Raw genomic sequence first — 16,359 nt, forward strand, 5'->3', positions numbered from 1 at the left:
GACAGGCAGTGTATCGGTGGCGTGACACTTATCGGAGTTCACGGCGTAAGCCGCATGCTTGCGGGGTTGGTAACAGCCGGGGTGTGTCAGAGGCTTAACACCGGGTCAGAGCCCCGCAGCGTCGAGGCGACCAGTTCCAGCGCCAGGGCCTGACGTGCCGCCCAGTCACCTTCGATGATGCGATAAGGCTGATCGTGATTTTGCAGCCAGTGCAGGCTTGCCTCGAAAAACTGCTGGCGCTCTCGCACATCCGGTTGGGTGCGCTGGCCATCGGCAACCCAGGGCACGCCCTCTGGGCTGAGAAGCAGGTGCAGGTCGTAGTGACGATCGAGCAGAGCCTGCTCCAGCCAAGGTGGGCAATCGCCGAACAAGGTCTGGCTCCAGAGCATGTTGCTGAGCAGGTGGGTGTCCAGAATCAACAGCGACGGCGAGGCTGCGCGTGCAGCGTCTTCCCAGGCCAACTGCCCACGGGCGATGCTGGGGATGTCGGCGTAGCACGTATCGCGGCAGTGCTGGTCGATGAAATGACGCACGTACTCACCCACCACCAGCCCTCCGAAACGCGCCTGGATCTGGCCGCTGAGCCAGCTCTTGCCACTGGATTCGGGGCCGCACAGCACCACAACCTGGGTGCTCGTGACAGCGCTCATGGCTTCACCAACGCCGGGTCCCGGTGCCATTCCAGCCATCCGCGCAGGGCAATGAGGGTGAGCACCGCAAACAGCGCCGCGGTGAAATACAAGTGCTGGTGCAGGTACTGCCCGACATAGATGATGTCCACCACGACCCATAGGGGCCAGCATTGCAAGCGCTTTTGCGCCATCCACAGCTGGGCCACCAGGCTAAAGCCGGTCAGGCTGGCATCCAGCCAGGGCAGGGCGGCATCGGTCCAGGTGGCCATGGCAGTACCCAATGCTGCGCTAAGCAGTACGCCCAGGCCCAGGTGGATGACCAGCGCGCCGGGCCGTAAGCTCGATACCTGGCGTGCCGCGTCTTGCCGTTCAGGGCGCTTCCACTGCCACCAGCCATACAGTTGCAACAGCGCATAGGCAACTTGAAGCAGCATCCCCGAATAGAGCTTGACCTCATAAAATAGCCAGGCATAGATCAGCACCATGATCAGGCCGAGGGGCCAGCACCAGGCGTTCTGCTTGACCGTGAGCCACACAGCGATGACGCCGAGGACGGCGGCGATGAGTTCAAGGCCGGACATCGGCGATCCTTGGAGATTTCAGGGAGGGGCGCGATTGTAGCGGTTAGCTCAAGGAAGGTGTAGAGCGTTGCCGGGATCAGGGCCGTCTAGCAGCCCTGAGCCGGTGTCGGCTTCAGACCCTGAACTGGCGCAGCAGTTGTTCCAGGTCCTGGCTGAGGCGGCCCAGCGCCACGCCGGCCTCACTGGACTGGCGTGCCGCCTCGGCCGCCTGCTGCGAGAGGCCTGCCGTGTCCAGCACGTTGCGGTTGATGTCTTCGACCACGTGGGACTGCTGCAGGGTGGCGCTGGCAATAGAGGCATTCAACGCTGTCAGGGTGTGCAGGGCCTGGTTGATCGCATCTAGGCTGGCGCCTGCTTCGCGGGCTTGCGTGACGGTTTGCCGTGAGGCCTCGCTGCTGGTGTCGATCGCCTTGACGGCGGCATCGGACTGGCTCTGCAAGTGTTCGATCATGGTGTGGATCTCGGCCGTGGACTGGGCCGTGCGCTGCGCCAGCAGGCGCACCTCATCGGCTACCACGGCAAAACCCCTGCCTTGTTCGCCAGCGCGAGCCGCTTCGATCGCCGCGTTGAGCGCCAGCAGGTTGGTTTGTTCTGCAATCGAGCGGATCACGTCCAGCACGCCGCCAATACGGGTACTGTGCCCGGCCAGGTCACGGATCACTTGCACCGCCTGTTCGATGGTGATGGACAACCGGTCGATCTGGGCCAGGCTGCCATGGATCGCCTGCTGCCCATGGGCTACCTGTTGCTGAGCGCAGTGCATTTCCCCGGCGGCCTGCTCGGCGGTCTTGGCTACATCCTGCACGGCGTAGGTCACCTCGTTCACGGCCGTTGCCACCTGGTCCATCTGCAGGGATTGTTGTGCGCTTTGCTGTTGCGCCGCACCGGCATTATCGCCCACATGGTCGGCTGATCTGGCCAGCGCATGCGCCGCACCTTGCAATTGCCCGATCACCCCTTGCAGCTTGCCGTTGAAGCGGTTGAAGTGCTCGCCCAGCTGACTGAGTTCATCGCGCCCGTGGGTGTCCAGGCGCCGGGTCAGGTCGCTTTCGCCGCTGGCGATATTGCCCATGGCCTGCACGGCTTCCTGTAGCGGGCGGGCAATGCTGCGTGCGATCACCCAGACCATCAGGCCCATCAGCAGCGCGATCGCCATACCCAGCAGCGAAGCGTCACGCAGCTGGCGAGCGAACTCGGTCTGTACGTCGTCAACGTAGACCCCAGAGCCGATGATCCAGCCCCAGGGCTTGAACAGCTGGATGTAGGAGGTCTTGGCAACAGGTTCGCTAGCCCCTGGCTTGGGCCAGCGGTAATTCACAGGCCCAGCCTCCTGCTGGCGCGCCAGCGCGACCATTTCGTTGAATACGGCAAAGCCATCCGGGTCGCGAATGCCCGAAAGGTCCTGGCCGTCGAGCTTGGGATTGGCCGGATGCATGATCATGCGCGGGGTCAGGTCGTTGATCCAGAAGTAGTCGTCATGGTCATAGCGCAACGCCCTTACCACTTGCAGGGCTTGTTGCTGGGCCGCGTCACGGCTCAAGGTACCGGCGGCCTCCAGCTGTTGGAAATGCGCCAGTACACCTGTGGCCGTTTCCACCACATGCCGGGTTTTCTCTGCCTTGGCCTGGTACAAGTCGCCGTGGATCTGGCGCAGCATCAGCAGACCAAGCACCAACAGCATGGCTATCGCCACTATCAGGATCAGCCATAAACGGCTGCTGATCGACATCGATCTAAGCGTCTTCATTGCGCATGCTCCATTTGTTCTTGTTTTCACCTGCATCCAAGCACGCCTGTGGCCATGGACCCACTCGACCAATGGCTAAGTGCCATGTGCCGTGGAGTCTGTTGCCTGCAACGACATGACAGTGCAAAGGGGCTCTGCCAGCATTTCGGCGGCGCAACATGAAACCTTTAGTAACCGTGAACTTTTCCACTGGCTTTGCGACCAACAGACGCTGTAAAACAGCCGGGCCGCGTGCGGCAATATTCAGGCAAATCAAGAACAAGGAGCTTGCCACGAGCAGGCTCCATCGGGGGGATGATGGATTTTTGGACGGCCTTTCAGGCAATCATACTGGGCGTGGTGGAAGGGCTGACGGAGTTCCTGCCGATTTCCAGTACTGGCCACCAGATCATCGTTGCCGACCTCATCGGGTTTACAGGTGAGCGGGCGATGGCCTTCAACATCATCATTCAGCTGGCCGCCATCCTGGCGGTGATGTGGGAGTTTCGCGGCAAAATATTCGATGTGGTCCGTGGGTTGCCGAATCAGCCCAGGGCGCAGCGCTTCACCGGCAACTTGCTGTTGGCCTTCCTGCCTGCGTTGGTATTGGGTGTATTGTTCGCCGACCTGATTCATGAGTACTTGTTCAACGCTGTCACCGTGGCAGCTGCGCTGGTACTGGGTGGGGTGATCATGCTCTGGGCCGAGCGACGCCAACACAGGGTTCAGGTGACTCATGTCGACGAGATGCACTGGAGCCACGCGCTTAAAATCGGTTTCGTGCAGTGTCTGGCCATGATCCCGGGTACCTCGCGTTCCGGCTCGACCATCATCGGCGGCCTGCTGTTTGGCCTGTCGCGTACTGCCGCGACGGAGTTTTCCTTCTTTCTGGCGATGCCGACGATGGTGGGGGCTGCCGTGTATTCGGGTTACAAGTACCGTCATCTGTTCCAGCCCGACGATCTGCCGGTCTTTGCGCTGGGCTTCGTCACCTCGTTCATCTTCGCGATGATCGCCGTACGCGGCCTGCTGAAATTCATCGCCAACCACAGTTATGCAGCCTTTGCCTGGTATCGGATCGTCTTCGGCATGCTGATCCTGGCGAGCTGGCTGTTTGGCTGGGTCGACTGGACCGTCGCTCATGGATGAGCAGTCAGACCGCCAGCGCCCGACACGGATACGCAATGCCAAGTTCAAGGGAGTGCTGCTGGGGCTGCTGTGTGTGCTGCCGGTGTTGGGCGTCGCGTGCCTGGCCTACGACGCGCAGGCGTGGTGGCCGCTGGTGGTGTACCCGGTGATGAGCCTGCTCAGTGTGTTGCTCTATTGGCGCGACAAGTCTCAGGCCCGCAGCCAAGCGCGACGCACCCCGGAGAAGCTGCTGCATGGTGTAGAACTGTTCGGTGGCTGGCCTGGGGCTCTGCTGGCGCAGCAGGTGTTCCGGCACAAGACACGCAAGGTGCCTTACCAGGTCAAGTTCTGGGCCATCGTGGTCGTGCACCAGGCCGCCTGGGCGTATTGGCTGTTCTTTCAAGGGCGAGCTGCAGCGTTGGGGTGAAGCCGCTGTATCACGAACGGGGGCGAGCGCCCCCTATTGAAGTCCCGGCCACTCGGGTTGGGCTCAGTGATGTGTCAGACGTAACGTTCCCCGCACGTTTCGAATGAGGCGGCCAAATGGTCGATCCATACCCGCACCGCAGGCGTGACACCGCGTCGGTGCGGGTAAACCGCCTGCAGGTAGCCGCCTGGCAAGGACCAGTCCGGAAGTAATCTAACGAGTTCACCGCGTTGGAGCTGCTCTTCACAAAACAGGCTGGGCAGGGCGGTGAAGCCCAGGCCAGCGCGTACAGCTGCATTACGTACCACGAAATCGTCCGCTGACAGCCTGGGTTCGAGCGCCAAGGCGCGTTGTTGGCCCCCTGGCCCCTGCAGCCTCAGGTGTACCAGGCGGTCGGCCTCGGGTGCACCCAGCACCGGCAGGTCGGCCAACTGCTCAGGCGTGCGCACCTGTGGGGCGAAACCGGGCGCGGCTACCAGTTGCATCTGTGCCTGACACAGTCGCCGGGTCACCAGCGTAGGGTCTTCATCGCCCAAGTCGCGCACTCGCAGCGCTACATCTATTCCCTCAGAGATCAGGTCCACCCTACGGTTGAGCAAGACCAGATCCAGCTGCACGAGCGGATACTGTTGCAGAAACCGGGTTACCACGTCCGGCAAGAACGCATGACCCAAGGCCACCGGGCAGGACACGCGTAGCCTGCCGCGTGGTTCACTGCTCATGCTGGCTACCGCTTCTTCAGCGGCTTCAGCTTCGAGGAGCATGGCTTGGCAGTGATGCAGGTAGCGTTCGCCCACGGCGGTCAGTTTCACTTGCCGCGTGGTGCGCTGTAGCAGGCGCATGCCCAAGCGATCCTCCAGTTCGGCGATACGGCGAGATAGCCTTGATTTCGGAATGCCGAGCTGGCGTCCAGCGGCGGCGAACCCGCCTGCTTCGACGACACGGGCGAAATAAAACAGGTAGCTGTTTTTGTGGGGGTTACCAAGATCAAATCCAGCGTAACTGATTGTCATAAAACAAAAAATCACCTAAATCCATCTTGTAGTGGCCTAATGAAACCGGACACCCATTTAGGCGAGAATGCTCGCCACAGAGAGGTGTCTGATGACCAAGCAACGTCGTACCTTTACCCCTGAGTTCAAACGCGAAGCTGCCTGCCTGGTGCTCGATCAAGGCTACAGTCATGCCGAAGCAGCCCGCTCGCTCGGTTTGGTCGAGTCAGCCCTGCGTCGTTGGGTTAACCAGCTTCAGCAGGAACGTGGAGGCATCACGCCCGCCAGCAAAGCGTTGACGCCAGAGCAGCAAAAGATCCAAGAACTCGAAGCTCGGATAACGCGCCTTGAGCGCGAGAAATCAATACTAAAAAAGGCTACCGCGCTCTTGATGTCGGAAGATCTCGAGCGTACTCGCTGATCCGTCAGCTCAGCGTCCATGAGCCCGTTGATTGGTTGTGCGAGGTGTTCGAAGTCACTCGCTCAAGTTACTACGCCCATCGTCACAGAAGACGAGCTGCGGACGTTGAGCGACTGCGATTGCGCAGTCGAGTGAATGAGTTGTTCGCGCGAGGGCGAAGTGCGCCCGGCAGCCGTAGCATCAAGGCGATGATGCAAGAGGAAGGTGAGCAAATCGGGCGGTTCAAGGTGCGCAGCCTGATGCGTGAGCTAGCGTTAGTCAGCAAGCAGCCAGGGGCGCATGCGTACAAAAAGGCCACAGTGGAGCGGCCAGATATTCCGAATATTGTGAACCGGGCGTTTGATGTCGAAGCGCCAAATCAGGTCTGGTGTGGCGACATCACTTACATTTGGGCGCAGGGCAAATGGCACTATTTGGCAGTTGTCCTGGATCTTTATGCACGCAGAGTGGTGGGCTGGGCTCTATCAGAAAAGCCGGACGCAGACCTCGTGGTCAAGGCGCTGGACGTGGCTTACGAACAACGTGGCAAACCTCAAGGGCTACTGTTCCACTCCGACCAGGGGTCGCAATATGGCAGCCGTCAGTTCCGCCAGAGACTGTGGCGCTACCGCATGCGCCAGAGTATGAGCCGCCGAGGTAACTGCTGGGATAATGCGCCGATGGAGCGAGTATTTCGTAGCTTGAAATCGGAGTGGATACCGACCACCGGGTACCTGACTGGGCAGCAAGCTCAACGAGACATCAGCCAATACCTGATGAGGCATTACAACTGGATCCGCCCGCATCAATTCAACGATGGGCTGGCTCCGGCAAAAGCTGAAGAAAAACTCAAAACTGTGTCCGGAATGAGTTGACCACTACAGGCAGGGCAGATCTTCACCCTCTCCGAAAGACCTCGGGGGGGATGAATCAGCCGGAAAACTCAATCACGTTTTCATATTGGGTACCGGCCAATGTTAAAAAATCTTGCTCAGTGTTTATCCATCTTAGCAGCATCGTCACAGCCTCGGTGGTCATAGTTGCTGGATCAGGCCACGGGTTCGAACGCCTTTCAGCCGGAGGGGTGCCCTGCGTTGAACGGTATATTTTATGATTTGTCATTATTTACCTGCTACATTATGCGTCTAGTGCGGAGAAAGGTAAGCATCGGCCTGGGCTGAAGGCGAGCTAACCTGGTCGACGTAACTCTAGTTTTTAGGTGCGATGCCTCTCATTCGCCCGATTAATTCACCTACTTAAGGGATATTTCTATGTCGCGTTTAGCCGAATTCCGCAAACTTGAGCAGACGCTTGCAGCTCAGCTCGCTGAGCTTGAGAGTATGAAAAACGACGCGGGTTTGAAAAAAGAAATCGAGTTTGAGCAGAAGCTCCGCTCGCTCTTGGAGAGCTATGGTTTTAGCCTTCGTCACGTCGTTGAAATTCTGGACCCGCAGGCTGGATCGCGTCGCGGACCGATTGCAACGGCGGTGGTGAAGCCAGCCCGTAAAGCTCGCTCAGTCAAGATCTACAAAAACCCACATAATGGTGAGTTGATCGAGACGAAGGGCGGTAACCACAAACTCTTGAAAGAGTGGAAGCAGCAGTACGGTGCTGGCGAAGTGGAGTCGTGGGTTGCGCAGTGAGCTAGGAATCATCGTTTGCTGACATGGGGTATTTGTTGCCCCCATTTTGGCTCAATGCAATACGTAACCACTTCACAGTCTGCTTCGGCCTTCAGCCTCATCAACAGCTCTGAAATTCCGGGCTTTAGGTTTCTCTCGTCACTATCTTGATTTCCTTATATCACCAAATACTAAGAGATAGCGCATCGAAAGCTATTTCAGATCACCGCTCGCACACCATAGCCACTAGTAGGATGCTGGCTCACATGATGCCACCCGTCGAACCCCAGGAAATTTTTCACAAATTTGAAAACTTCGGAATGAGGGTGGCCATACTGATTCGGCCCCGCCGCCACGACGCATGCATTCAAATTTGGTAAATCGAGTATCAGGTCGCGGTGAAAGCTCAGGTCTGAGCCATGATGGGGCAATACCAGCACACCTACACGATCAAGCAACTTTGCATAGTGCGTCATGAGCGCATTCACTCGTCGGCGTGCTGCCAGGTCAGCGTCACCCGTCATCAGCCACCCGATTTCTGTCATTGGTTGTAACGGCGTGCGCCACAGACCGAATGGCAATTGCAAGTTGCTGATGATGGGCGATGCTTGTGGGCCAGCATAGAGCGACATCGACACTTTGTTGTGATCGCTCCACAATGCTCCGTAACACTCTTTCAATTTCTCTCGTCCTGGCTCGTTGCGGGCGTGAGCCACGATGGATGAACGAGTCAGTCCTTTACCGAAGGAGCGTTCCAAGGCATTTTGAAACTCTGCTATTCGCCGTCCGGAAGGCTTATGAGCATAGGGCGCAAGCAACCACTCGATTCTTGAGTTATCTTGAGTTACAGCAATTGAATTGCCAGCCGCGATATTTTGAACGGTAGCACCCTTCACTACTCGGCTCTTTATCGCCGGTTCTGACCATTGGATCGTAAGGCCACGATTATCATCCCGGCGCGTAGCTTCTCCATCGGGCTCGGGCATCAACCACTCACCCAGCGGGCGCCCCTCAACCACTGCCTGGACGAAGCTCACAGTGCGTACGCCTCGGGCAATGAGCCATTTGGAGGGGTCAGTAACGAACTCCAAAAAGGTGCCAGATAGTGCTCCCGTGGATACGTCTGTAGCTACTGCTACCGCAAATTCAGATGCACTCAAGTAGGGTAAGACCACCTCCCTTACGCAGGTTGCCGCAAGAAGACGATCAACCCCATTAACGTGGTCACTGTCCAAGTGGGAGAGAAACAAAAGATCAATCGAGCCGCGGGATGCGACGTAGATAATCTCTTCCTTGAGGCGGTCTTGCTGGTTGGAGCCGCAGTCATAAACCCACCGCAGAACAGAATTGTTCGACTGAAGTTCCCCGCTAAACAATCCGCCTTGTCCCACGGGGTGCTGAATCATGGTAATTTCCATTCGACTGTATTTTCCTTGCGTTAAAAAAGTGAAAAGCCTGTCGCTGGCCGTTTTTAATGCGTTGAGAAATTTCCATTCGACAGGGTTTTTTTCGAGATGAGTGACCCTGAATCGGAGGGCTCAATCGGGTACGGTTTAAGCCATTGCGCGCCATCCAGACTGCCTGGATGGCATTTCCGATGCATTGAAAACCGTTTGGTGGAAGCGATTGCTGGCTCCGGTTTCGGCATTGAACTCATATGCTTTGGCCTGAACAGTGTGTTTATGTGGGTGACCGTCCGATCAATGATTATCAAGGCGCCAAAGCCAGTGGTAAGCAGGCCATCTGGCTTGAGGGCTTCCATAAGTGGCCGTAGCATTTATGTCGCCCTATACACCGAATCCGTTCGCTGGATGAACTGATCCCGATTCTATTGGGGAATGAGACAGAGCAATAGCGGGCCCAACGGCCCAGATTTCAGACCAACAGGGCGGGGTAAATAGACACAAGACCGACCCGCTGGCTTCATCCAAGCTCTGCGGAGCTTGGTCAATCTGCGTTTAACGGGTTGACACACCCATGACCTTGTTCCAATCGACTGGATGTCCTGCCGCCTGTAGTTCACGCCCTAAAGCCTGCTTCCAGCCGCCAGCTTCATCCATTCGCTCCCACACTACACCGGCAAAATCACTAGGTATGTCCAGCTGACCCCGTTTTAGAGCGCAAACCCTGCCGCAGCCGAGTCGCCCGATAAAGTATCCTAACTCTAGCAACACATTCTGCCGTGCCCGAGGCTCTAAGTCGCCTCCTTTAACACGGCCTTCGTCGTCAGGCGTCAACAGCACAACTGCGAAGCCGACATCCCCGTGGGCCTCAACCTTTTCGATTACCGTACGACCTTGATTGGCCTGCTCATGAAGGATGATAGCTTCGAACCCAATCCTTTCGAGAAAGCGAGCAACCGACTCGCGTGCGCCGTCGTCATGACCGTGGACAATGAATACTTTATTCGACATAGGTTGCCTCAAGGCAGGTTCTGTTTTTCCTCTATTACCCACGTACAACTTGTAATCCCTGATGAACGGGATCAGCAGTTGTCTCGTCATCTCTCGAATTCCAGCAATTATTTTGCTGCCCGAATAAAAGAAGTGATGCCCGAAATCTAATGCGTAATTTGGCTCAGCTGCTAATTTATCAATCAATAACAGCGTTAGACCCATCGTGTGCTTTTGATCGTCTGGCCACAGAAGCTTCGAACTTCCGATCATGCCTCTAGCAGTATCTTCGCTAGCCCTTAAAAAAGAATCTAAGTCTAAGCCTTCTTTTAGGGCGTTATTGATTTCTTCGAGATCAGGGCTGTTGAGGAGTGCTGAGATTCTTTTCAGGGGGCGTTCAAACGTCTGCGGAGTTGCTCCTTGCAAGTCTAATAAAGCGTTATTCAGCTGTGAGAAAACGTCAACATGCGTCATTCATCGGTCTCCAGCCTCGCGGCCGCAGCGCGGTCCAAAATTTCTGAGCGATAGCGCTCTTTCATTTCAGCCGCTAGCGGCTGGATGATCGGATTTGATCCGTGTTGACCAACTGCCTCATCAATGACGGCCTCGACCTGTTGGACTGCCTGCTCAATGCTCGCAGGATCATGAGGATCGAAATTTACGGTACACAAATCACCGTCGAGCCGCTGTAGCACTTCCTGCGCTTCCTTGAGTTGGCGTTGTAGCTTGTCGAGTCCTTTTAGCATGGTCCTGATCTCTGCCTATGGTTGCAGAACGATATCACTAATTTTGCGCAGGTGGAGAGACAGCCACTTGGCAGTGTCGGATCTCAATGCCCGCGAGCCGACGCTTGAGCGCAGCCTGGAGAGGTTGCCGTGGAAAGCCGAAATTAATGCCGGCTTCGGGCTGTGTGGTCCAGCGAACACAGAAGGGCTGCAACTGGTCGATAGCTGGTGGACGCGAATGGCCAGCGGCCATTCGATGTGGGCCTGTAGCGGCCCATGGGGTATTAGAGGTCACACAACCTCACGGTGCTAGGACCAATCAATGTCGGTAAATTTCAACCTGGATGCCTTCATCCTCATGTGGCGCTCGAAAGTAGCTGGTGATCAGATCGAACTGCGCTTCGGTCGCCGCAAACTCATGTTCGCCGCGTCGGTTGCGAAGATGCAACCTGCCTCGACAGATGTCATCGTCCACGCAACCTCCACCTGATGAATCCAGGTTGAGCGACGCGGCGATAATGCGTGAGCTGTATCCATTTCGCGCGGAACTAAAAGCGTTCGCCCAGGCCTTGTTGGCACACCTGCCTGAGAATGAAAGCGCGCGCCTCGTCAGCAGGGTCTCACGCTATTACAGCCAAGGAGAGGACCCTGCCACCGCGCTGGCCACTGGTCTTTTGGTAGCAGAGAAAGGCAAGCCACTTGATCATCCGGTATTCATGGCTGTGGACGTGCGCGGCTTCGATGATTTCGAGTACTTGGCCCCGAAACTGGTTGAAGCCAGCGGAATTGAGCGGCCCTATACCTACACGCAGGAGGGCACACCCACAATGGCGCAGGTACTGGTCGATTTCGATCAATGGCTCATCGGGGCCGGAAAGCGCTTCCTACATGTGGACATGGGTGGCTCCGATTATGTGGGTTGTATCGTTAACCAAGAATGCGTCGACAGCCTCATAGCGCTGGCCAAGGTGGCAGGCACCGATGCACAGCTTGATCCCTTTTGACGCATGTTGGCCGGGCGCTTTCGACCCCTACCGGTCCGCCATATCCCTTCAACATGCAGCGATAATCGGTGAGCGTTTTGCGTGTATTTGCTCAGACTCTATAATCGGCACCACTAACTCCGATTACTGTTCGCACGAGGTAAACCTTTGTCTACAGACCCGTTGTGTCTAATTTTTATACCGGCGCTTGTCACCCTGCTTAAGAGGGCGGAGGATCGCAAAGGCTCTCCGCTCAGCGAAGCTGAGGTGCTTGAGATTCGAGATAATGCCTCCGCGATGGCAGTGCCCTTTAGTGCCGCGTTGGCGTTGGAAAAAGAGCGGGGTTATGAGGACATCGTTCCAGAGGAGTGCTGGAAGGAATGGCTGCGGGTCCGTTCATCACTTCGATCACCAACCTTCGCAGAATAACCCTGGGGCAAGAATATTCTGGTCCAGGATTTCACAGCGTCTCGGTCGTGATGGGGCATTCAGCCGACCGGCAGCTATCGACCCATAGCGGACATTCCCGCCTGCCGTAGTTTCGACTCGAAAGGCGATCTGCCACCAGAGTTTCACTTGGCGTGAGCTATTCATTCCATCGATATCAGTCCAAAGAGGCGTTTCCGCTGGCAAGATATCAAACGAGAAAGGCTGCACGGGCTCCGTAACGAACCGCTGGGTGCTTTTTGCCATCGATTTGACCTGCTCCTCTATGGAAGGGGCTCGGATGCTTGGTTACTGGCCATCGAATTGATTTGGCTGGGACTAGATAAAGCGATGTCACTTGGCTATCATTGTCGAGCGGGATCTAACATGTGTGAAGCACAAGCTCAATAAACATAGACTGTCTCATTGAGGAAGTAGAATGGCGAACATACCGGGCCAACAACCGGACATCCAATTTTGTCCTATTTGCCGAGGTGGCCTCCGAAACATTCCAAGAAATGAAATGCGCTCGCCCGGTCATATTCGGGCTGACGGTACAGTGTCAGCACATACCCACACCTATGAGTGTAACGAGTGTCACTCCCGATTTGAGATAAATCAAGCAAGATAATTGTAGTAAATGTGTATTTTGACACCCGCAAATATTATCTGCCTTGGAGGCGTATGATGTCAATTCAGGCTCGGCTACTACTGCTATTTTTAATGAGATATTCATGAATACTTCTGCATACATGCCTTATATAAGCATTTCTCCCAATATTATTGCATGCAAAGGGTTTGAGTCGTATCCGGGACTTAATGGCACCGGTTTTTTCGTAACCTTCCCACCATTCGAGCCGGTGTTTTACGTTACCGCCCGGCATTGCATTGAAGATATCTTGCCAGATAGCTCCGAAGCCAAGCTGATGGTCCCTGTTATTCCTGGTGGGAGCAAGTCTGTATTATTTAGCCATGTTTTACAGACAGCTATTGACGATAGCTGTGATAACGACATTGAAGACGTCGCCATATACGTAGTTTCTGAAGAGATTAGCACTGAAGAATATGCAGCGCTACGTGAGCGTGCGTTACCATTACAACATCAGGATGACGTAGATAATCTATTAAAGTTAGCCCTTGCTCGTGGTAGTAATTTGCGTGCAGTCGGATACCCAATTCACAATCATCCGAACTGTGCGACAGAAGTTGACTATGATGCCGGGCAAATGCGAATCCAGCCAAGAGGATTTTATGGAAAGCTCTCGGTCGCTGGGCTGTTTCCGAATCAATACTGCTTGACGGATGTGAACTGGAAGGAGCACGACTATCGAGGCTTTAGCGGATCACCGGTCGTTGAATTGGCCGAAAATATAAGCGTTAAGGGAGATGTACATCCTTTAGTTGTCGGTGTTGTGCTAATGGCGACCCAACATCTGGTTCGATTCATTTCCATAAATGTCGTATGCAACACCATAGCCGCATACTTAGTCGATAAAGGATATGTAGAGAACTAGGGAAACGCTCCGTAAACAGCCAGCCGTCCCTTCCTTGAATCAGCCATCCTTTTTGTGGGGTTCGTTAAGCGATATGCAGAAAACTGAATTGCTCTACGTTTTGTAGTTAGCGAAGGACCGCTTCTGGCCGTTAGCTGCCAGCGGTGAGTGGCAGCTATGAGTCCACAGCATACACGTCCCGAGCAATTGCCGATCAATGAGTAGTTCTGCCGCCTTTGCCCATCCTAGAGAGATGAATCATTATAGGGTGTGAGTCCTTGGAAGATCGCCTGATGAACCGTCAGTAGGGTGGCTAAGATCAACCCTCCAAATCCACGTGGAAGGCAGAGGGAAACAGATGCGCATGCATGCTCCATGACGCCCCCATGGATCCATTTATCCTCACATCCCTGGTCCATCGGTCGCCTGGCACAGGGCGGATGCAAAGAAAGTCGCGAGCAAAAGAAAGCCCGCTGCTAGGCGGGCAAGAGAGCTTCTATCACGTAGGGATAGCTTGAGTCTGCCTGAGCCGTCGTGAAAATTGAGTGAAGAAATTGTCCCCGCAACGTGGTAGACACGGGCAGTCCCAGAGAGTTGAGCCTTTCTCGATGCTGAGTTTCGCGTCGGTGGTTGGGGCTACCTCTGATTACTGATGTGCTTAGTACACGATTTCATCCAATGAACCCTAATCGCAACGAGTTGATCGCATGATCACATTCACAGAAAAAAAGGATGTTTGCGATGAAAGTGATGACTCGACTATTCACTGACCTTGCCTTGATCGGTGCTGTAGGTGCCACTGTAGCGTGGGCTGATACGCCAAGTGCCGTTTGAAAGGTCAGCAAGGATCAGGCTGACGCCACGCTGAAAGGCGCAGGCTACACCGTCCCCAAAACCCCGCTTCTGCGGGCTTTTGGGGACGGTGGCCACGGACTCACCGGCAACCCACTCATCGTTGAGTTTGCTCGATGTACTCACGCTTTAAAGCGCATTGTTTCAGTTCACCGTTCAAATTTTGTCATTCGACGTATGGAGCGTGAGGAGCGCGCAATATTGGATTCCGTTATTGTTCCAGAACAGCGGCAAGATCTCACCGCCGCGCAGGGTGGCATTAGAGCTACCGAAATATGAGATAACGTCCGTCCCAGCCGTTGGTACGATTTGGTGAATATTCAATACCACTTTGGCCCGACTCGCCGCATCAAAATTAGATACTGACACGAAGGCTGAGGCGCCTGTCTGAACCACAACGGTTTTGTTAGTTATAGTTTTTGACCTGCCATTTTCTGTCACTGAGCTTACTGGGACGCCGGTACGATGCCAGGATTCGACTCTTCCGGAGCTTCCTGCAATCTCAGCCATGCTCTTGTTGAATTCGACAAAGATTTTTTCAGAATCGGTGAAAAAACGTACTGCCTCTTTGATGCTGTAGCTGGTCCCCGAGGATTGACTCTTTTCAAAGTCCTCAATCTTGTTTCTTAGATTAGAAATAGGGTCATCAAAACGCAGGATGGTCACCTCCACATTATTGTGGATCACGGAGCGCATTTCGACCTCGCCCTTGTCTTTCACTTCGATGACTTGCGTTCCCCCGAAGGCGATCGGTGTCGTTGAAAGACTGGCAGTCGCCATCAGGGTTACCAAAAGCTTTTTCAACCTACCCTCCATTTTGAATCACTTGCGTCAACAAATTGATGTCAAATTAACATCAATTTCCTCGTGTTCGCAAATGCGTTGGGTGAAGTGGTTGTCCCCAGATCCATGCAAAAGCGGTCAAGGGCGCTGGCAGCAAGGGGCGTAACCGGTGCCGTGCGGTCTGCCTAGGCTAGAAGGGAAGGGATGAGCTGCCAATGGTCATGCGGCCGTATGACCGTTCGGGCTCGTGAGAACAGAGGAGGTTTTCGTAACCTATTTTCCTGCGTAACGCGAGCGCAGATAGAAAGTGACAGTGTGGTGGGGACTATTGAGTGATGATCGCGAGATGACGCTGAGGTGTCAGCGAATGGCTATCAGCTTAGGAACGCAACCGGCCTCGCTGGCCGGTTGCGCAGATGGGAGGCTTAGGCGACAGCGAGATAGTGTTTAACGAAGGTGTCGGTAAGGACCTCCTAAAGAACTGGTGTGCCCTTTTGAACGAACCAAGTGTCCCAAGCATCGAAGCGCGTTACTTCTCCAGTGGACTCGTCAGTAAGCTGCACTGACCCGGTGATCACAACAGCATGCTCGTTGAAAGGGTAGATCATCCTGAACTTGCCGCGGGTAAGACCGAAATAGGCGCTGCTGATGGGGTCAGTCGGCGTTCCGTGGGTCATCTTGCCAAAGGCCTTTGCTTCGCCTTCCAAGATCACGGAGCCGAGATCGGCAACGGTGCCCCAAGGGTCCAGGTCGGAAATGTCTACATTCTTTTGTACAGCGGTGAGGGTCATAGTCATCACTTCTATTTGGGCTGAAAAGTTCACCGGCGGACGTTGAAGAGTCCGGGTGCCTGGTGAGCGATTTTGCCTGTCGTGACTAGCTGATTGCGGAGGTAGATTGAACTCCTGCCGAGCGATTGGATGTCATGACCTAGATAGACATTCACTTGAAATTGCGTGCCACGGTCTCATCCCCGTTGGCAAGACCACGGTCCTTTAATCACCGCGATAGCTAAAAGAATAGCTATCTAGAGCTGATCCAACGAAGCACTGAACAAATTACGATTTGCGCCCCCATAACCAGGGTGCGGAAATAGGACGGAACTATGCTATCCAGGGAGGGTTGACGAATAATAAAGCAGTAAATATTAATTTTTCGTCAACTTAATAAACGCACGCACTTATCGGGCCAGTCGG

17 protein-coding genes and 2 pseudogenes are annotated in these 16,359 nt (G+C 55.1%); 7 read left to right on the forward strand and 12 right to left on the reverse strand.

Going from position 1 to position 16,359, the window contains the following annotated elements:
- Window positions 1–86: 86 nt before the first annotated feature.
- The 4 genes and pseudogenes from ACK59L_RS07700 to ACK59L_RS07715 all read right to left on the reverse strand — a co-directional run.
- Window positions 87–650, reverse strand: coding sequence for an AAA family ATPase (locus ACK59L_RS07700; protein ID WP_409272784.1), 564 nt, complete (start codon window positions 648–650; stop codon window positions 87–89).
- Window positions 647–1,213, reverse strand: coding sequence for a nicotinamide riboside transporter PnuC (gene pnuC / locus ACK59L_RS07705; RefSeq protein ID WP_058605142.1), 567 nt, complete (start codon window positions 1,211–1,213; stop codon window positions 647–649). Before pnuC ends, ACK59L_RS07700 begins: the two co-directional genes overlap by 4 nt.
- Before the next feature lie 112 nt (window positions 1,214–1,325).
- Window positions 1,326–2,060 carry a methyl-accepting chemotaxis protein gene (locus ACK59L_RS07710; protein ID WP_392527054.1) on the reverse strand — a complete coding sequence of 245 codons (735 nt, stop codon included), beginning with the start codon at window positions 2,058–2,060 and terminating at the stop codon, window positions 1,326–1,328.
- A 138-nt stretch (window positions 2,061–2,198) separates the two neighbouring features.
- A pseudogene (locus tag ACK59L_RS07715) lies at window positions 2,199–2,996 on the reverse strand (cache domain-containing protein); the annotation flags it as partial.
- A gap of 261 nt (window positions 2,997–3,257) precedes the next feature.
- Here ACK59L_RS07715 and ACK59L_RS07720 point away from each other — a divergent pair.
- The gene (locus ACK59L_RS07720; RefSeq protein ID WP_100852615.1) at window positions 3,258–4,088 is read left to right on the forward strand and encodes an undecaprenyl-diphosphate phosphatase; all 831 of its coding nucleotides are present in this window, start codon (window positions 3,258–3,260) and stop codon (window positions 4,086–4,088) included.
- Window positions 4,081–4,494: a DUF1294 domain-containing protein gene (locus ACK59L_RS07725; RefSeq protein WP_196136846.1), complete on the forward strand. Its 414-nt coding sequence runs from the start codon at window positions 4,081–4,083 to the stop codon at window positions 4,492–4,494. Before ACK59L_RS07720 ends, ACK59L_RS07725 begins: the two co-directional genes overlap by 8 nt.
- A gap of 74 nt (window positions 4,495–4,568) precedes the next feature.
- Here ACK59L_RS07725 and ACK59L_RS07730 read toward each other — a convergent pair whose 3' ends face one another.
- Window positions 4,569–5,507, reverse strand: coding sequence for a LysR substrate-binding domain-containing protein (locus ACK59L_RS07730; protein ID WP_409272787.1), 939 nt, complete (start codon window positions 5,505–5,507; stop codon window positions 4,569–4,571).
- Between the two features lie 91 nt (window positions 5,508–5,598).
- Between ACK59L_RS07730 and ACK59L_RS07735 the strand changes: the two genes are divergently transcribed.
- Together ACK59L_RS07735 and ACK59L_RS07740 are read left to right on the forward strand one after the other, a co-directional pair.
- Window positions 5,599–6,761 (forward strand): IS3 family transposase gene (locus ACK59L_RS07735; protein WP_409272789.1). Its coding sequence is split into 2 segments (ribosomal slippage): window positions 5,599–5,854 and window positions 5,854–6,761, totalling 1,164 coding nucleotides; the frame shifts between segments, so codons are not numbered across the junction.
- Window positions 6,762–7,157: 396 nt separating this feature from the next.
- Entirely contained in the window at window positions 7,158–7,529 is a 372-nt protein-coding gene (locus ACK59L_RS07740) for a histone-like nucleoid-structuring protein, MvaT/MvaU family (protein ID WP_409272791.1), read from the forward strand.
- A gap of 197 nt (window positions 7,530–7,726) precedes the next feature.
- Here ACK59L_RS07740 and ACK59L_RS07745 read toward each other — a convergent pair whose 3' ends face one another.
- The 4 genes and pseudogenes from ACK59L_RS07745 to ACK59L_RS07760 all read right to left on the reverse strand — a co-directional run.
- Window positions 7,727–8,926, reverse strand: coding sequence for a hypothetical protein (locus ACK59L_RS07745; RefSeq protein ID WP_409272793.1), 1,200 nt, complete (start codon window positions 8,924–8,926; stop codon window positions 7,727–7,729).
- Between the two features lie 540 nt (window positions 8,927–9,466).
- Window positions 9,467–10,375 (reverse strand): TIR domain-containing protein, encoded by a 909-nt coding sequence (locus tag ACK59L_RS07750; RefSeq protein WP_409272795.1) that lies wholly within the window; start codon window positions 10,373–10,375, stop codon window positions 9,467–9,469.
- Window positions 10,372–10,647: a hypothetical protein gene (locus tag ACK59L_RS07755; protein WP_409272797.1), complete on the reverse strand. Its 276-nt coding sequence runs from the start codon at window positions 10,645–10,647 to the stop codon at window positions 10,372–10,374. Before ACK59L_RS07755 ends, ACK59L_RS07750 begins: the two co-directional genes overlap by 4 nt.
- A gap of 298 nt (window positions 10,648–10,945) precedes the next feature.
- Window positions 10,946–11,101 (reverse strand): annotated as a pseudogene (locus ACK59L_RS07760) (ATP-binding protein); the annotation flags it as partial.
- Between the two features lie 43 nt (window positions 11,102–11,144).
- Between ACK59L_RS07760 and ACK59L_RS07765 the strand changes: the two are divergent.
- The 3 genes from ACK59L_RS07765 (at window position 11,145) to ACK59L_RS07775 (ending at window position 13,549) form a co-directional block, all read left to right on the forward strand.
- Window positions 11,145–11,630: a hypothetical protein gene (locus ACK59L_RS07765; RefSeq protein WP_409272799.1), complete on the forward strand. Its 486-nt coding sequence runs from the start codon at window positions 11,145–11,147 to the stop codon at window positions 11,628–11,630.
- A 147-nt stretch (window positions 11,631–11,777) separates the two neighbouring features.
- Window positions 11,778–12,038: a hypothetical protein gene (locus tag ACK59L_RS07770; protein ID WP_409272801.1), complete on the forward strand. Its 261-nt coding sequence runs from the start codon at window positions 11,778–11,780 to the stop codon at window positions 12,036–12,038.
- A 731-nt stretch (window positions 12,039–12,769) separates the two neighbouring features.
- Window positions 12,770–13,549 carry a hypothetical protein gene (locus tag ACK59L_RS07775; protein WP_409272803.1) on the forward strand — a complete coding sequence of 260 codons (780 nt, stop codon included), beginning with the start codon at window positions 12,770–12,772 and terminating at the stop codon, window positions 13,547–13,549.
- A gap of 738 nt (window positions 13,550–14,287) precedes the next feature.
- Here the strand turns inward: ACK59L_RS07775 and ACK59L_RS07780 are convergent.
- The 3 genes from ACK59L_RS07780 to ACK59L_RS07790 form a co-directional block, all read right to left on the reverse strand.
- Entirely contained in the window at window positions 14,288–14,506 is a 219-nt protein-coding gene (locus ACK59L_RS07780) for a hypothetical protein (protein WP_409272805.1), read from the reverse strand.
- Between the two features lie 30 nt (window positions 14,507–14,536).
- Window positions 14,537–15,184 carry a hypothetical protein gene (locus ACK59L_RS07785; protein WP_409272807.1) on the reverse strand — a complete coding sequence of 216 codons (648 nt, stop codon included), beginning with the start codon at window positions 15,182–15,184 and terminating at the stop codon, window positions 14,537–14,539.
- Window positions 15,185–15,636: 452 nt separating this feature from the next.
- On the reverse strand, window positions 15,637–15,954 hold the full coding sequence (locus ACK59L_RS07790; RefSeq protein ID WP_409272809.1) for a cupin domain-containing protein: 318 nt from the start codon (window positions 15,952–15,954) through the stop codon (window positions 15,637–15,639).
- Window positions 15,955–16,359 lie beyond the last annotated feature (405 nt).

It is taken from the genome of Pseudomonas sp. KCJK9111 (assembly GCF_046231935.1).
Taxonomy (GTDB): domain Bacteria; phylum Pseudomonadota; class Gammaproteobacteria; order Pseudomonadales; family Pseudomonadaceae; genus Aquipseudomonas; species Aquipseudomonas parafulva_B.

Bases quoted from the DNA above. Each gene is read 5' to 3' on its own strand.
- ACK59L_RS07700 (WP_409272784.1), bottom strand. From the start codon at position 650: ATGAGCGCTGTCACGAGCACCCAGGTTGTGGTGCTGTGCGGCCCCGAA.
- pnuC (WP_058605142.1), bottom strand. From the start codon at position 1,213: ATGTCCGGCCTTGAACTCATCGCCGCCGTCCTCGGCGTCATCGCTGTG.
- ACK59L_RS07710 (WP_392527054.1), bottom strand. From the start codon at position 2,060: ATGGACCAGGTGGCAACGGCCGTGAACGAGGTGACCTACGCCGTGCAG.
- ACK59L_RS07720 (WP_100852615.1), top strand. From the start codon at position 3,258: ATGGATTTTTGGACGGCCTTTCAGGCAATCATACTGGGCGTGGTGGAA.
- ACK59L_RS07725 (WP_196136846.1), top strand. From the start codon at position 4,081: ATGGATGAGCAGTCAGACCGCCAGCGCCCGACACGGATACGCAATGCC.
- ACK59L_RS07730 (WP_409272787.1), bottom strand. From the start codon at position 5,507: ATGACAATCAGTTACGCTGGATTTGATCTTGGTAACCCCCACAAAAAC.
- ACK59L_RS07740 (WP_409272791.1), top strand. From the start codon at position 7,158: ATGTCGCGTTTAGCCGAATTCCGCAAACTTGAGCAGACGCTTGCAGCT.
- ACK59L_RS07745 (WP_409272793.1), bottom strand. From the start codon at position 8,926: ATGGAAATTACCATGATTCAGCACCCCGTGGGACAAGGCGGATTGTTT.
- ACK59L_RS07750 (WP_409272795.1), bottom strand. From the start codon at position 10,375: ATGACGCATGTTGACGTTTTCTCACAGCTGAATAACGCTTTATTAGAC.
- ACK59L_RS07755 (WP_409272797.1), bottom strand. From the start codon at position 10,647: ATGCTAAAAGGACTCGACAAGCTACAACGCCAACTCAAGGAAGCGCAG.
- ACK59L_RS07765 (WP_409272799.1), top strand. From the start codon at position 11,145: ATGCGTGAGCTGTATCCATTTCGCGCGGAACTAAAAGCGTTCGCCCAG.
- ACK59L_RS07775 (WP_409272803.1), top strand. From the start codon at position 12,770: ATGAATACTTCTGCATACATGCCTTATATAAGCATTTCTCCCAATATT.
- ACK59L_RS07790 (WP_409272809.1), bottom strand. From the start codon at position 15,954: ATGACCCTCACCGCTGTACAAAAGAATGTAGACATTTCCGACCTGGAC.